The organism is Micromonospora polyrhachis (assembly GCF_014203835.1).
Classification (GTDB): Bacteria; Actinomycetota; Actinomycetes; order Mycobacteriales; family Micromonosporaceae; genus Micromonospora_H; species Micromonospora_H polyrhachis.
The window spans coordinates 6,498,391-6,512,463 of record NZ_JACHJW010000001.1 but is presented as its reverse complement, the minus strand read 5'-3'; the positions used below and the strand labels follow the sequence as shown (position 1 = coordinate 6,512,463).

The following is a 14,073-nucleotide window of genomic DNA, read 5'->3' as shown; positions in this document are numbered from 1 at the left end:
TTGCCGGGCGCAGCCTCCCACATACTGTGACTTGGATCGCGCTGTCCGCTCCGTACCTGAACCTCCTACCTCGTCCGCACCGTCCTGGCCGCTCACCCCACCGACCGACCGGCGCGGCCGGCAGGCCGCATCCCGATCAGGCACGTAGGCTGACAATGTGAGGAACAACAGGGACGCCACCACCGGACAGCGCGCGGGAGCCGTCGTAGACGATGTCCGGCCCGGCGCCGGTAAGCACAGCGAGGTGACGGCGTGACCGAGTTCGACGGGCTGCCCGTACTGCGGTCACCGGTGGCCATCGCGGCCTTCGAGGGCTGGAACGACGCCGCTGACGCCTCCACCGCCGCCGTCGAACACCTGGAGCAGGTCTGGCAGGCCCGGGAGATCACCGCGCTCGACCCCGAGGACTTCTACGACTTCCAGGTGAGCCGGCCGACCATCACCATGGCCGAGGGCGAGACCCGACGGATCGAGTGGCCGACCACCCGGTTCATGGTCGCCAGCCCGGAGGGCACCGAGCGGGACGTGGTGCTGATCCGCGGCATCGAGCCGAGCATGCGGTGGCGCACCTTCTGCGAGCAGGTGCTGGAGCTGTGCCACAGCCTGGAGGTCGATCGGATCGTGCTGCTCGGGGCGTTGCTTGCCGACGTGCCGTACACCCGGCCCCTGCCGATCAGCGGCAGCGCCTCCATGCGGGACACCGCCGAGCGCTACCAGCTCACCCCGACCCGTTACGACGGCCCCACCGGCATCGTGGGCGTGCTGCACGACGCCGCGACCCGGGCCGAGGTCGACGCTGTCTCCTTCTGGGTGCACGTACCGCACTACGCCAACAACCCGCCCTGCCCCAAGGCCACCCTCGCCCTGCTCCACCGGGTCGAGGAGTTGCTGGACCTACCGGTACCGGTGGCCGACCTGGCCGAGGAGTCCGCCGAGTGGGAGAAGCGGGTACGCGCCGCCGCCGACCAGGACGCCGAGCTGGGTGAGTATGTCCGCGAGCTGGAGGAACGGGTGGGTGACGCCGGAATCCAGCCGCTGACCGGGGACGAGATCGCCCAGGAGTTCGAAAAGTACCTGCGGCGTCGAGGCGGTTCAGCCGGCCCCACGGCTGGCTCGTGGTGAACGCGTCCGCCAGCGCACCGGAATCAACGCGGTAACCGCCGCCCGGGGCGGGTTGGCGCGTGCCGCCAGAAGATCACCGAGACGCTGCGATCGTGATCTCCGAACTGCTGTTCGACGACGAGCGCACCGGTCCCGTAGCAGCGGCGTTGATGGGCATGAACATGCTCGGGTAGACCGAGGCGGCAAGAACTACTCCCGCGTGGAGTACGCCGCATGGCTCACCGACGCGGGATTCACCAAGGTGGAACTGGTCGCGTTCGACGCACCGGGAGCCAACGGGACGGTCGTGGCGCGCAAGCCCCAGCCGGCCGGGCCGTCGAATGGTCAGCGGCATCGGTCAGGAAACGTGAGGCGGGGTTCGGCGTGTCCGCTGACCGCCTCACAACGGCTAGGGCATCCTAGGAACCTAGTTGTAGCTGTTGGGCAAGCCTGAAGGGGAGGGCACGGATGGAGATCAATCCGGGGGCGGCGGAGTTCCCCCACCGTCAGATCGCCGCTCAACTGCGCGAACGGGTACGTCGCGGCGACTGGGCGCCAGGCGAGCGGCTGCCCTCTATCCCCGGCATCGCCGAGATGTTCGGCGTCGCCAAGCAAACCGTGCAGCGAGCCATCGACCAGCTCCGGGTCGAGGGAATCCTGATCACCAAGCCGGGTTCCGGCACCTTCGTGCGCGGTACCCGCCGACGCATGAACCGGCTCTCCCGGGGGCGGTACGGTGGCCACCGGGGCTACCACGCCGATCTTGCCGCACGCTACCGCCAACAGTTGATCGAGGTCGGCCGGGCACCGGCGCCGGCCGAGGTCGCCGACGCGTTCGGTGTCGCGGACGGCAGCGAACTGGTGGTCCGCCGCCATCTGGTACGCACCGAGGATGCCCCGGTCGAGGTCGGTGCGTCCTGGTTCCGCGTCGCGGACGCGGCGGAAACCTCCCTGGAACGCGCGGAAGCCTTCGGCCGCCCCCTCTATCAGGAAGCGGAGGAGGTCATCGGCCGACGGTACGTCTCGGCCACCGACCAGATCAGCGCCCGCCAGCCCAGCCGGGAGGAGGCGGAGATCCTTCGGATCCGCCCGGACACCCCGGTGCTACACCTGCTGCACGTGGCCTACGACGAGCGGCGCAGGCCGATCGAGGTCTCCCAGGCAACCTGGCCGGGGCCGATGACCACGTTGACCGAGGAGTATCGGATCCCCGCCCCCACGCCGGACGCCGATCCGGACCCCGGCCTCGTACTTGGCTGAGGCCCGGATCCGGACGGGCGAAAACTACCGGAGACGTATCCCGAGCAACGCGTCGACGGCCGTGGCCACCAGCGCGGGTGCCGCCTGGTCGGTGCCGGCCCCGGCGAGGGCCTCCGCCGCCCAGTTGTCCACCAGTGCCAACGCGCCCGGCGTGTCCAGGTCGTCGGCGAGCCGTCCCCGTACCCCGGCCAGCAGGTCGGCCCCGGACGGCCCGCTGGCGACCTCGACCGCCTCCCGCCACCGGGCCAGGCGCTGCTCCGCCGTCTTGAGCAGGTCGTCGGTCCACTGCCGGTCGGCCCGGTAGTGGCCGGCGAGCAGCGCCAGCCGAACCGCCATCGGGTCCACCTGGTCGGCCCGGAGCCGGGACACGAAGACGAGGTTGCCCTGGGACTTGGACATCTTGTCGCCGTCGAGCCCGATCATGCCGGCGTGTACGTAGTGCCGGGCAAAGGGTTCCGTGCCGGTCAACCGTTCCGCGTGGGCCGCCGAACACTCGTGGTGCGGGAAGATCAGGTCGTTGCCACCACCCTGGACGTCGATGCTGTCGCCGAGCAGTTTGAGGGCGATGGCCGCGCATTCGATATGCCAACCGGGGCGGCCGGGGCCCAACGTCCCGCCGGACCAGGACGGCTCCCCCTCTCGGGCGCCCCGCCACAGCAGCGGATCGAGCGGGTCACGCTTGCCCGGCCGCTGCGGGTCACCGCCGCGCTCGGCGAAGAACTCCAACATCTGGGTCCGCGACAGGTTCGACTCGTAGCCGAACCGGGGAGCCGCGACGATGTCGAAGTAGATGTCCCCGGTGCCGTCGTCGAGCCGGTAGGCGGCACCGGAGTCAAGCAGCTCCCGCACGCGCTCGGCGATATCCGGAATCGACTCGACCGCGCCCACGTAGTGCGCGGGCGGGATCATCCGCAACGCCTCCATGTCCTCCCGGAACAGGGCGGTCTCGCGCATGGCCAGCACGACCCAGTCCTCACCGTCGCGTTCGGCCCGCTCCAGCAACGGATCGTCGATGTCGGTGACGTTCTGGACGTAGGTCACCGAGTGGCCGGCGTCGCGCCACGCCCGCTGCACCAGGTCGAAAGCGATCATCGTGGCGGCGTGGCCGAGATGGGTGGCGTCGTAGGGCGTGATGCCACAGACGTACATCGTCGCCGTCGCACCCGGGGTGGTGGGATGGACGGCGCAGCGCGCCGAGTCGAACAACGCGAGCGGCTGGCCGGTTCCCGGCAGCCTCGGCACCTCGTGCCCCGCCCAAGATTCCATGCCGCCAGCCTAGCCAGCGCCGACCGCGGCCGACCCCGGGGTGGAGGTGATCAAGGTGACAGCACCGGATCGAGCGTACGACCCCAGCGGGCGGGCGCAGCCGGGTCGGCTGGGTGGGTCAGATGGGTGGCCAGGGCATCGCCGGCCAGTCCTCGGGCGGGTCCGGGAACCGCCCGAGGGTGAGCAGCCGGGCGATCCGGGCGGACACGGCGGCGATCTCCGCCCCGGTGAGACAGTCGGCCAGTTCCTCGGCGAGCGGGCCGGCGAGGTCACCGGCGAGCCGGGTCAGCACCTCGACCGACTCCTCGGGCAGGGCCTGGCCGGTCCACCCCCAGAGCACGGTACGCAGCTTGTCCTCGACGTGGAAACAGACCCCGTGGTCCACCCCGTAGATCCGCTCGGCCGGGCCGGTGAGCACATGTCCGCCCTTGCGGTCCGCGTTGTTGATCACAGCGTCGAGTACGGCCATCCGGGCCAGTCGCGGGTCGTCTGCGTGGGCGAGGAGGTACGCCTGCCCCTCCTCGTCCTGCGCGGCGGCGATCCGGAACCAGCCGGGCGGCAGGCTTGCCGCCGGCACGAACGCAACCAGTGGTGCGGCGTCCGAAGGCTCGTCGATCCACAGTTGGCAGGCACCTGGGCCGAGCGGCCCGTCGCGTAGCACCGTCGGTGGGACCAGGCCCCAGCCGGTAGCGCGGGAGAACCGGTAGGCGGCGACCTCGCGGCCGGCGAGCGTGCCGTCGGGAAAGTCCCACAACGGCCGCTCGCCGCGTACCGGTTTGTAGACACACCGGGCAGTCACCCCGTCGAGGGTGAGGAAGCCGCGCAGTGTCGTGTTGGATGCGTCGACCAGCCGACCCTCCAACTCGAACTCGCCGCCCCGCAGCAGGCGCAGGGCGTCGTTCTCGTCGAGCACGGGCCGCAGGTCGGACGAAGTCACCGGTGGTAGCCGTTGTGGCGCGGACACAGGTGACCCGCCGGGTCCAACGGTTGGCCGCACAGCGGGCACGGGGGACGGCCGGCCGCCACCACACGGCGCGCCCGCTCGATGAAGTCCCGGGTCGCCGCCGGGGTCAGCCGCACCCGTAGCCGGTCAAGGTCCTCGGCAGGCTCCTCGTCCTCGTCCACCGCGGCGGCATCCTCGGCACCCCCAAGCTCGATCTCCGTCTCACCGGCGGCGATCGCCTCGATGACCACGGTGGCCGTGTCGACGTCGAACGCCAGTCCCAGTGTCCCGACCCGGAACTCCTCGTCGACCGGGGTGTCCAGGGGGTCGTTGTCGGGCAGCGCCGCCGTCGGTTCGGGCAGTTCCACCCCGAACCGACGGTGCGCCTCGGTGAGCAGTTCCTCAAGCTTCTCGGCCAGTAGCGACACCTGGACCTTCTCCAGCGCGACACTGACCAGCCGGCCACCGCCGCGCGCCTGGAGGAAGAAGGTGCGCTCCCCCGGCGCGCCCACAGTCCCGGCGACGAACCGCTCCGGCGGTTCGAAGGCGTGCACCTGGTGGGTCATACCCACGACCCTATCCGGCCGACTTCGTCGGCGCGCAGCGCACCGACCTGAATCGCCGCCAGGCGCCCCGGTCGGTCAGCCACCCATCGGCCGTTCCCGGAGCAAGACCGTGGACGGACTCGTCCGACGGTGGATCCCGCTGGGGTCACCGTTCCGGACCGGTCGCGCCACTGCCCGCACCACCGCCCACCGGGGCGTCCGACTCGGCCTTACGGGAGCGGCGCCGGGGCCGCCGGGGCATCACCAGGTTGGCCAGATCCCCACCGACATCGTTGAGGCGCAAAACGAACGGCCGGATCGGGGTGTAGCGGATCGCGGTCACCGAACCCGGGTCGGCCACGATCCGCTGAAAGAGATCCAGATGTACGCCGAGCGCGTCGGCCACGATCGCCTTGATGACGTCGCCGTGGGTACAGGCCAGCCAGAGCGCCTCCGGCCCGTGCTCGGCGGTCAGCCGGGTGTCCCACCGTCGCACCGCGGCGACCGCCCGGCTGGCCATCGCGGCCATCGCCTCCCCCTCCGGGAAGACCACCGCGCTCGGATGCTGCTGCACCACCGGCCAGAGTGGATCCTTGGCCAGCTTCTTCAGCGGCTGGCCTTCCCAGGCACCGTAACCGCACTCGGTCAGTCCCTCCTCGACCGTCGGTGCGAACTGCGGCAACGCCAGGTCGAGGGTCTGCCGGCAGCGGACCAGTGGACTGGTCACCACCGCTGCCAGGGGCAGGCCGCGCAGCCGCGCCCCGACCGCGGTGGCCTGGGCCCGGCCGGTCTCGTCGAGTTCGACCGGCTGCCGGCCGGCCAGTCCCCCGTCGGCGTTGGCAGTGGTCCGGCCATGTCGGAGGAGCAGAAGGGTTGCCACGATCACCAGCCTAAGGTCGGTCAGCTGTCAGGAAGGGCCCCTTCCAAGGCAGAAAGCGATAACAAGGGGCCCTGCCAAACGTCGAAGCCAGGTGGGGTCAGTCGCCGACCCCGGCCAGGTCCAGCGCCTCCGCGCAGGTCCGCAGGGTCTGGATTCCACTGTCCCGGTCGGCCGCGAAGAGGGTCAGGGACAGCGTGGTGACCCCGGACTCGGCATAGGCCCGCATCCGCTCGGCGATGCGCTCCTTCGGGCCCAGCAGCGAGGTGCGGTCGATGAACTCCAGTGGCACCGCCGCCGCCGCGTCCCGCTGCTGCTGGGAAAGGTAGAGATCCTGGACCTCGCGAGCGGCGTCCCCGTAGCCCATCCGGGTGGCGAGCTGGTTGTAGAAGTTCTGCTTCCGGCTGCCCATGCCGCCCACGTAGAGCGCCGCGTACCAGCGGACCAACTCGGCGCACTGGGCGATGTCCTCGCCGACCACCACCGGCACGCTCGGCACGACGTCGAAGCCGGCCAGCTCTCGACCGGCCCGCGCCCGACCGGCGGTGACGGAGGCCAGGTGTTCGGCGGCGAACTCGGGTGCGTAGAAGATGGCCAGCCAGCCGTCGGCGATCTCACCGGCCAGCTCCAGGTTCTTCGGCCCGACGGCGGCCAGGTAGATGGGGATCTGCTCCCGGGGCGGGTGGAAGCCCAGCCGCAGCGCCTTGCCCGGACCGTCGGGCAGGGGCAACGTGTAGTGCTCGCCGTCGTACTCGACCTTCTTTCGGCTGAGCGCCAACTTGACGATGTCGACGTACTCCCGGGTGCGGGCCAGCGGCTTGGCGAACCGTACGCCGTGCCAGCCCTCGGAGACCTGCGGCCCGGATACGCCGAGGCCGAGCCGGAACCGGCCGCCGGAGACGGTGTCGATGGTGGCGGCGGTCATCGCGGTGGCCGCGGGCGTACGGGCCGGGATCTGCATCACCGCGCTACCCACGTCGATCCGTTGCGTCTGCCCGGCCAGCCAGGCGAGCATGCTCGGCGAGTCCGAGCCGTACGCCTCGGCGGCCCACACCACCGAGTAGCCGAGCCGGTCGGCCTCCTGCGCGAGAGCCAGGTGGTCGGCGGGAGTGCTCCACGCCGTCTGATAGCCGAGACTGAGCCCGAGTCGCATGAGACCTCCCGATCCGCCGGTCGATCCAGGTTACGCAATCACAAATGCTCGCCTGACGGCCGGTCGGATCCGCCGAGTATGGTCCGATGTCCGACGAAGCATGCGAACCGGCCCAGTTCAGCGGGAGCGCGGATGTCGCTGAGGGCTCCGGCTGAATAAGGTTCACCCATGCAACAACGACCGCTCGGCCGAAGCGGGCTGGCGGTTTCGCGGCTCGGACTCGGCACCATGACCTGGGGACGGGACACCGACGCCGACGACGCGGCCGCCCAGCTGAGGAGTTTTCTGGACGCAGGGGGCAATCTGGTCGACACCGCCGACGTCTACAGCGACGGTGAGGCGGAGTCCGTACTCGGGTCTCTGGTGGGTGCCCTGGCGCCCCGGGATGACCTGCTGATCGCCACCAAGGCCGGGCTCCGGCCGGGCCCCGCCCGGCGGCGGGACGGCTCACGGGGCCACCTGCTGCGCACCCTCGACGCGTCACTGCGTCGGCTCGGCACCGACCACGTCGACCTGTGGCAGGTCCACGGCTACGACCCGGACACTCCGCTGGAGGAGACCCTGGCAACACTGGACCACGCGGTGGCCAGCGGACGGGTCCGCTACGTGGGGGTGTCGAACTTCTCCGGCTGGCAGACCGCCCGGGCGGCCACCTGGCAGGCCGCATTCCCCGGTCGGGCACCGGTGGTCGCCACTCAGGTGGAGTACTCCCTGCTCGAACGAGGGATCGAGCGGGAGGTGCTGCCCGCCTGCGCGGACCTGGGCCTGGGGGTGCTCCCCTGGTCGCCGCTGGGCCGTGGAGTGCTCACCGGCAAGTACCGGCACGGCCGGCCGGCTGACTCGCGCGCCGCCTCGCCGCACTTCGAGCGCTTCGTCGCCGGTTACCTGGAGCCGCGCTGCTCCAGCATCGTGGAGGCGGTCGCCACGGCCGCCGGCGGACTGGGCGTCTCCCCGCTGGAGGTCGCCCTCGCCTGGGTGCGGGACCGGCCAGGGGTGGTCGCCCCGATCCTCGGTGCCCGTACGGTGGGGCAACTCCTCGGCGCGTTGCAGGTCGAACAGATGACGCTGCCGGCCGAGATCTCCCGGGCCCTGGACGACGTGTCGGCGGTGCCGGTCGGCTATCCCGAGCGGGACGGGTAAGCCCTGCGATAGGTGAGCATCGTCCAGTTTTGCCCTGACAGAAGGACTGGTGCCGCTCGCCAGCGGTGGGCAGGATAGCGGCATGGACTACGAATACGCGCCGCTGCGGCTACCACCCAACGTCGATCGGATGACCGCAGCGGCGCAGTTGGCGATCCAGGCCGAGTTCTCGGGCTGGGAGTTAGCCCGGGTACGACTCTTCCGCGACGGCACCCGTCAGGTGGTGCTCCGCCGTCGGCTGGTCAACAAGTCGCAACCGGGCCTCTCCTACTAGTCGGGCGCAATCCCGCCAGAGCCGGCGTTCCGTGACGAACCCGAGACGGTCGGTCAGCCGATCCGCTCGTCCTCGGCATCCTCGGCAGAGGGCAGGAACGGGTGCTCGTCGAGCCGGCCGACGAGCCGGTCGCCGCTACCCGGCTGGAACGGGCCGGCGCTGTCGTCGTCATCGAAGGATTCCAGATCCAACGGCGCCCCGACCTCGCTGACCATCACCACCCCGTCGAGCGGCTCCAACTCCGGGATGTCCAGAGCACCGAGCGAGCCATCGCCCACCTGCAACAGCTCCAGCACCGCCTCACCGACCCCCTCGATCGGCTCCGACACATCCTCGTCGGGGGCACCCGCCCGACGGGCCGCCTCCGCCACCCGGATCAGTGCCGCGACGCTGGGTACCCGGTAGTCGCGGCGCTGACGCACCGAGAGCACCTGCGGATGCGGGTCGGTCGGTTCGGTACCGTCCACCCCTCCGAGGCCGACACCGAGCCGCGCGTCGGCCTCCTCCGGGTCGATCACCTCGACGTCCCACGGGGTGACCTCACCGAATTCGTCGAGCAGCCGCTCGTCGTACTCGTACGACGCGTTGTTGAAGGCGACGTACGCCTGCCAGACGTCGTCGTCGTCGATCCGGCCCTGGGCAGCCTTGACCGCGGCCAGGTGCGCCCGGGCGGCCTCGACGACACGTTCCAGAGCGGCGTCCAGCTCGGCGTGCTGGTCGGTCATTGTGTTGCAGTCCCTTCGTCGCGAGTTCGCGGGCCGCTGGCCGACTACCACGTAGCTGGCCGACTACCACGTAGCCCGGTTGGTCAACTGTTGCGCAGGAACCGGTCGAGCACCCGCACGCCGAACTGTAGCCCGTCCACCGGTACCCGCTCGTCAACGCCATGGAACAAGGCGGAAAAGTTGAGGTCCGCAGGGAGCCGCAGCGGCGCGAAGCCGAAGCAGCGGATCCCCAACCGGTGGAACGCCTTGGCGTCGGTGCCACCGGAGAGCATGTACGGCACCGCCCGGGCACCCGGATCCTCGGCGCGCAATGCCGCCGACATCGCCTCCACCAGGGCTCCGTCGAAAGTGGTCTCCAACGCCGGCTGCCGGTGGATGTACTCCACCTCCAGATCCGGTCCGATCACCGCGCGCAACTGTTCCAGCAGGAGTTCCGACTGCCCAGGCAGGCTGCGGCAGTCGATGGTGGCGGTGGCCCGGCTCGGAATCACGTTGTCCTTGTAGCCCGCGTCCAGTCGGGTCGGGTTGGCGGTGTTGCGGATGGTCGCGCCGATGATGTTCGCGATCGGACCGAGCTTGGCGATCGCCGTCTCCGGATCGTCCGGGTCGAGTTCGATGCCGAGGGCGTCGGAGACCTCGGTCAGGAAGGCCCGTACGGTGGGCGTCACCACCACCGGGAACCGGTGGCGGCCGACCCGGGCGACCGCCTCGGCCAACGCGGTCACGGCGTTGTCGTCGTGCACCATCGAACCGTGTCCCGGGCGTCCCCGGGCGTGCAGACGCAGCCAGTCCAGCCCCTTCTCCGCGGTCTCGATGAGATAGAGCCGTAGGTCGTCGTTGACCGAGTACGAGAAGCCACCCACCTCGCCGATCGCCTCGGTGCACCCGTCGAACAGCTCGGGATGCCGTTCGACGAGGAAGTGGGCGCCGTACTCGCTGCCGGCCTCCTCGTCGGCGGTGTAGGCGAGCACGATGTCCCTGGGCGGGCGTACCCCGGTGCGTTGCCAGTCCCGGACGACGGCGAGCACCATCGCGTCGAAGTCCTTCATGTCGATCGCGCCCCGACCCCAGAGGTAGCCGTCGCGGATCTCACCGGAGAAGGGGTGCACAGACCATTCGTCGGCGTCGGCCGGCACCACGTCCAGATGGCCGTGCACCAGGAGCGCACCTCGGCTGGAGTCGACGCCGGGAATCCGGGCGACCAGGTTGGCCCGGCCGGGAGCCGACTCGTGGATCCGGGACTCGACGCCGACCTCGGCGAGCTTCTCGGCAACGTACTCGGCGGCGGCCCGCTCGCCAGCGCTGGTGGCGTTGTCCCCGGTGTTACTGGTGTCGATGCGGAGCAGATCCCGACAGAGGTCGACGACCTCGTCGACGGCCTTCGGGCCGGTGGGCGCGGCATGACTGGTCATGCCGTCTTCATACCATTGCCCGCGGTGTCGGACAGAACTCGCGACAGTCTCGTGACCAGCTGCCTCGGCGGCGGCGCTGGTTTCATCGATCACGGGTACGGGTACCGGCAGCAGGCCGCGCCACCCGGCCGGTGCGCCGACCCGACACAGGCAACCACGACGCCCTAGAGTCCATCGACAGCCCGCGACCTCCATGGCCGGCGCGACCGCCATGGACCGGTGAAGGAGACCTCCATGACCGTCCCCCTGCCTCCGCTGCCGCCGATCGGCGACGACGAGTCGTACCGACCTGGCGGACGCAGCGTGCTCGACATCCTCACCGAGGAGCACGAACAGATCGTCGCCCTCTGCCGGGAGCTGACCGATGCTGGCACCTCCGTCGAGCGCCGCCGTGAGGTGGCCGAGGTGGTGGCCGCGACGCTGACCCGGCATCTGTCGGCCGAGCAGCAGTACCTCCACCCCGCCGTACGGGCGGTGGTCGGCGACGGCGCGGCGGTGGTCGACCGGCAGGCCGGTGCGGATAGGGCGATGGAGGACGCACTTCAGGAACTGCTGGACAGTGATCCGGACGAGCTGGAGTTCGGGCGGCTCGCCGAGCGGGTGGCCGGCGAGGTGCACCGCCACGTGACCGCAGCGACCCAGGACATCTTCCCCGGTTTGCGGGCCGGTGCCAGCGAGGCGGAGCTGATCCGGCTGGGCAACCGGGTGGAGATCGCCGAGGAGGCGGCACCGACCCGGCCACACCCGGACGTGCCGAACAGCCCACACTGGAACAAGCTCGTGGATCCGGCGTTGGGGGTGGTCGACAAGGTCCGCGACGCGGTGACCGGTCGGCCCACGTACGCCGAGGACCTGGCCGACGACGACGCGTCGGAGTCGACGGTCACCGACGGCCGGTCAGAGCGGAACCTGCGCACCACCTGACGGCGGTCCAGCTGAACCCGGGCAGCCCCACGATTGTTCTTCCACTTTCTTTCAGCGGATCTTTCATAGACGAAAGTCTTTCAATGGATCTCGTCGCGGTCCTAACGTCACGCTATGAACCTGGAGCTACGGCACCTGAAGGTGGTCTGTGCGATCGCGGAGACCGGCAGTGTGACCAAGGCTGCCTCCAGCCTTGGGCTGGCCCAACCGGCGCTCACCGCGCAGCTCCAACGCATCGAGCGCACTCTCGGTGGTGCCCTCTTCGAACGGGACCGGCGCGGCGCCCGCCCCACCGCCCTCGGTGAACTCGTGCTGGCCCGGGCGCGGGTGTTGTTGCCGGCCATGAAAGGACTGCAGGACGAGGCGGCCCGGCTGGCCGGTGCCGGCTCGACGATGAGCCGCTACCGGTTCGGCGGCGTCAACAGCCCGATCCTCGGTCGACTGGTGCATCGGCTCACCACCGAGCAGCCGCATACCCAGGTCAGCACCTACGCATCATGGTCCGTCGACGAACTGGCCCAACTCGTGCTCAGCGGCCGGTTGGACTACGCCCTGGCCGGGGTCTGCGGCGACGCCACCCCGTCCGCCGAGTCCGGCCTGATCTGGCGCACGGTGGCGGTGGACCCGGTCTTCGTCCTGCTGCCCGAGCAGCATCCGCTGGCCGTACGGGAGGAGATCCCCCTGGGCGCGCTGGAATCCGAGCGGTGGGTGGCCGCCCCCGGCGACGGTTGTTTCGGGGACTGCTTCGCCGCCGCCTGCGCCCGGGCCGGCTTCACACCCCGCCGGATGTACGAAACCGACGTACGCGGATGTGTGGACCTGGTCGACGCCGGTGGCGCGGTGGCATTGTGCCAGGCCACCTTCCGGCCGGTGGCCGGGCTGGTGACCCGTCCGTTGGCCGGTGTGCCGCTGCGTTGGCGGCTACTGCTCGGCTGGCATCCGGAGGCGCCCGCCGCCCCGACCGCCAACCGGGTGCTGGCACACGCAATGGCCGCCTACCGCGACACCCTGGCCGGGAACCCGCCCTACCTGGCCTGGCTGCGACACCACCCCGATTTCGGGGTACGACAGCCGGCGGCGGCCGGCCAGTCATCCGGTCAGGTGTCGCGACCAGCGGAACAGGCTGGTCGAGAACTCCGGTAGGGCGGCGAGCCGCTGGGCGACGTGGGTCTCCGCAGCCCGGATATCGATCGAGCCGGCCGGCTCGACACCGAGGGTCACCCGGATCCGCTCGGCACAGCGCGCCAGGTGTACGCCCAGCCGCCGGGCGAGCGGGAACTCACTGGGCTGGACGACTCCCCCGTGAGCCCGATAGACGGCGAGCGCAGCAGTGAACCGGCCCGGCTCCGGTTCCGTGCCGGTGCCATGCCGGGCGTAGTCGTAGAGGGCACCGGCGGTCTCCAGGGTGGCGCTGTCCGGACCGGCGGTGTCCCAGTCGATGAGCACCGGCCCGCCGTCGGCCGGCACCAGCACGTTGTGCGGCAGCACGTCGCGGTGGGTCACCACGTGGTCGTCCACCGCCCGGTAGGCCGCCTCGATCCGCCTGGTCAGGTCGAGGACCAGCGTCAGTCGCTCCTTGAGCACCGGAGCCCAGACCCGCCCCTGCCGCACCCCGGCGGCGAGCCAGTCCGCCCACCGCTGCGGCGGCTCGACGCCGTACCACAGTGGCCACATCCCATCGGTACGACGCTCCCCCGCCGGCTCCAGGCCGTGCAGGGCGGCCAGCGTGGCTCCGTACCAGTGGGACAGGTCGGCCTCCGGGTCGGCCGTGGCACCCTCCAGCCAGGTGTGCACCCGGACCACGCCCTGGCCGTCACCGAGATCGGCGGCCAGTCCCCAGGCCGGGTCCGCCGGCTCGATCGCCTCCGGTGTACGGATGCCCGCCGCGCGGGCCCGAAGCTCGAAGGCCATGGCTCGATCGAGCTGGTCCCGCCAACCGTCGACGACCAGTCGCTTGACGAAGTACCGCCCCCGACGGGTGTCCAGCCGCCAGGTCTCGCTACTGACGTACCGGACGGGGAGCAGCGGGCCGGTCGGATCAGCCAACCGGAAGGCACGGGCGACGACGTGCGCGCTCGGAGCGGGAGACATCGACCTGGAGCATACCCAGACCGGCTCCCGGCACCGGTGCCCTCGCCACGTCGGCCCCACCTGAATGCGGTCGGAGACGTGTCCCCCAGCACGAACATGCCGCTATCAGATGGCAGGCGTAATCCTCAAACGTCATCTGGCGGATCGCACGGCTCGATGAGATCCCAGGTCTGATGCATCTGACCTGGCCCAAATAGGTCAGGCAGGTCATGTGGCGGCGCCTCGCGGCGATTCTCGCCAGGCAGCCCGACCGATTCACACGGGACGTACGTCAGATCGACGGCCTCCGAAGCAGGAACGTGATTCGGGTATGCCATTCGATCGCCATGCCGGAAATCTAGTACTCCAGCCGGCGACGTTGA

The 14,073-nt window shown here is 70.5% G+C and carries 14 protein-coding genes and 1 pseudogene; 7 read left to right on the top strand and 8 right to left on the bottom strand.

What is annotated here, in order from left to right:
- The first annotated feature begins 252 nt into the window (after positions 1 to 252).
- The 3 genes and pseudogenes from FHR38_RS28780 to FHR38_RS28770 all read left to right on the top strand — a co-directional run bounded on the left by FHR38_RS28780 (position 253) and on the right by FHR38_RS28770 (position 2,361).
- Complete coding sequence (locus tag FHR38_RS28780; RefSeq protein ID WP_184538088.1) at positions 253 to 1,122, top strand: PAC2 family protein; 870 nt, start codon at positions 253 to 255, stop codon at positions 1,120 to 1,122.
- 86 nt (positions 1,123 to 1,208) lie between these two features.
- Positions 1,209 to 1,423 (top strand): annotated as a pseudogene (locus FHR38_RS28775) (methyltransferase); the annotation flags it as partial.
- A gap of 146 nt (positions 1,424 to 1,569) precedes the next feature.
- Positions 1,570 to 2,361 carry a GntR family transcriptional regulator gene (locus tag FHR38_RS28770; protein ID WP_184538086.1) on the top strand — a complete coding sequence of 264 codons (792 nt, stop codon included), beginning with the start codon at positions 1,570 to 1,572 and terminating at the stop codon, positions 2,359 to 2,361.
- 24 nt (positions 2,362 to 2,385) lie between these two features.
- On the opposite strand, the gene mshC is transcribed toward FHR38_RS28770, so the two are convergent.
- From mshC to FHR38_RS28745, 5 genes are all read right to left on the bottom strand, one after another.
- Entirely contained in the window at positions 2,386 to 3,627 is a 1,242-nt protein-coding gene (gene mshC / locus FHR38_RS28765) for a cysteine--1-D-myo-inosityl 2-amino-2-deoxy-alpha-D-glucopyranoside ligase (RefSeq protein ID WP_184538084.1), read from the bottom strand.
- Positions 3,628 to 3,745: 118 nt separating this feature from the next.
- Positions 3,746 to 4,564, bottom strand: a complete 819-nt coding sequence (locus tag FHR38_RS28760) for an Rv2133c family protein (RefSeq protein WP_184538082.1) — start codon at positions 4,562 to 4,564, stop codon at positions 3,746 to 3,748.
- Positions 4,561 to 5,136, bottom strand: a complete 576-nt coding sequence (locus tag FHR38_RS28755; protein ID WP_184538080.1) for an Rv2134c family protein — start codon at positions 5,134 to 5,136, stop codon at positions 4,561 to 4,563. The genes FHR38_RS28760 and FHR38_RS28755 overlap by 4 nt, the downstream gene beginning before the upstream one ends.
- Positions 5,137 to 5,281: 145 nt before the next feature.
- Complete coding sequence (locus tag FHR38_RS28750; RefSeq protein ID WP_184540373.1) at positions 5,282 to 6,004, bottom strand: Rv2135c family putative phosphatase; 723 nt, start codon at positions 6,002 to 6,004, stop codon at positions 5,282 to 5,284.
- An 88-nt stretch (positions 6,005 to 6,092) separates the two neighbouring features.
- Positions 6,093 to 7,145: an LLM class F420-dependent oxidoreductase gene (locus FHR38_RS28745; protein ID WP_184538078.1), complete on the bottom strand. Its 1,053-nt coding sequence runs from the start codon at positions 7,143 to 7,145 to the stop codon at positions 6,093 to 6,095.
- 168 nt (positions 7,146 to 7,313) lie between these two features.
- Here FHR38_RS28745 and FHR38_RS28740 point away from each other — a divergent pair, with 168 nt between their 5' ends.
- Positions 7,314 to 8,285: an aldo/keto reductase gene (locus FHR38_RS28740; protein ID WP_184538076.1), complete on the top strand. Its 972-nt coding sequence runs from the start codon at positions 7,314 to 7,316 to the stop codon at positions 8,283 to 8,285.
- An 82-nt stretch (positions 8,286 to 8,367) separates the two neighbouring features.
- Entirely contained in the window at positions 8,368 to 8,559 is a 192-nt protein-coding gene (locus FHR38_RS28735) for a DUF5703 family protein (RefSeq protein ID WP_184538073.1), read from the top strand.
- A 53-nt stretch (positions 8,560 to 8,612) separates the two neighbouring features.
- Here the strand turns inward: FHR38_RS28735 and FHR38_RS28730 are convergent, their stop codons facing one another.
- Together FHR38_RS28730 and FHR38_RS28725 are read right to left on the bottom strand one after the other, a co-directional pair.
- Complete coding sequence (locus tag FHR38_RS28730) at positions 8,613 to 9,284, bottom strand: hypothetical protein (protein ID WP_184538071.1); 672 nt, start codon at positions 9,282 to 9,284, stop codon at positions 8,613 to 8,615.
- A gap of 83 nt (positions 9,285 to 9,367) precedes the next feature.
- Positions 9,368 to 10,696 carry a M20/M25/M40 family metallo-hydrolase gene (locus FHR38_RS28725; RefSeq protein WP_184538069.1) on the bottom strand — a complete coding sequence of 443 codons (1,329 nt, stop codon included), beginning with the start codon at positions 10,694 to 10,696 and terminating at the stop codon, positions 9,368 to 9,370.
- Between the two features lie 234 nt (positions 10,697 to 10,930).
- Between FHR38_RS28725 and FHR38_RS28720 the strand changes: the two genes are divergently transcribed.
- Positions 10,931 to 11,620 carry a hemerythrin domain-containing protein gene (locus FHR38_RS28720; protein WP_184538067.1) on the top strand — a complete coding sequence of 230 codons (690 nt, stop codon included), beginning with the start codon at positions 10,931 to 10,933 and terminating at the stop codon, positions 11,618 to 11,620.
- A gap of 114 nt (positions 11,621 to 11,734) precedes the next feature.
- Positions 11,735 to 12,763 (top strand): LysR family transcriptional regulator, encoded by a 1,029-nt coding sequence (locus FHR38_RS28715; protein WP_184538065.1) that lies wholly within the window; start codon positions 11,735 to 11,737, stop codon positions 12,761 to 12,763.
- Here FHR38_RS28715 and FHR38_RS28710 read toward each other — a convergent pair.
- Positions 12,710 to 13,711 carry a phosphotransferase gene (locus tag FHR38_RS28710; protein ID WP_184538063.1) on the bottom strand — a complete coding sequence of 334 codons (1,002 nt, stop codon included), beginning with the start codon at positions 13,709 to 13,711 and terminating at the stop codon, positions 12,710 to 12,712. The genes FHR38_RS28715 and FHR38_RS28710 overlap by 54 nt on opposite strands.
- Positions 13,712 to 14,073: the final 362 nt, after the last annotated feature.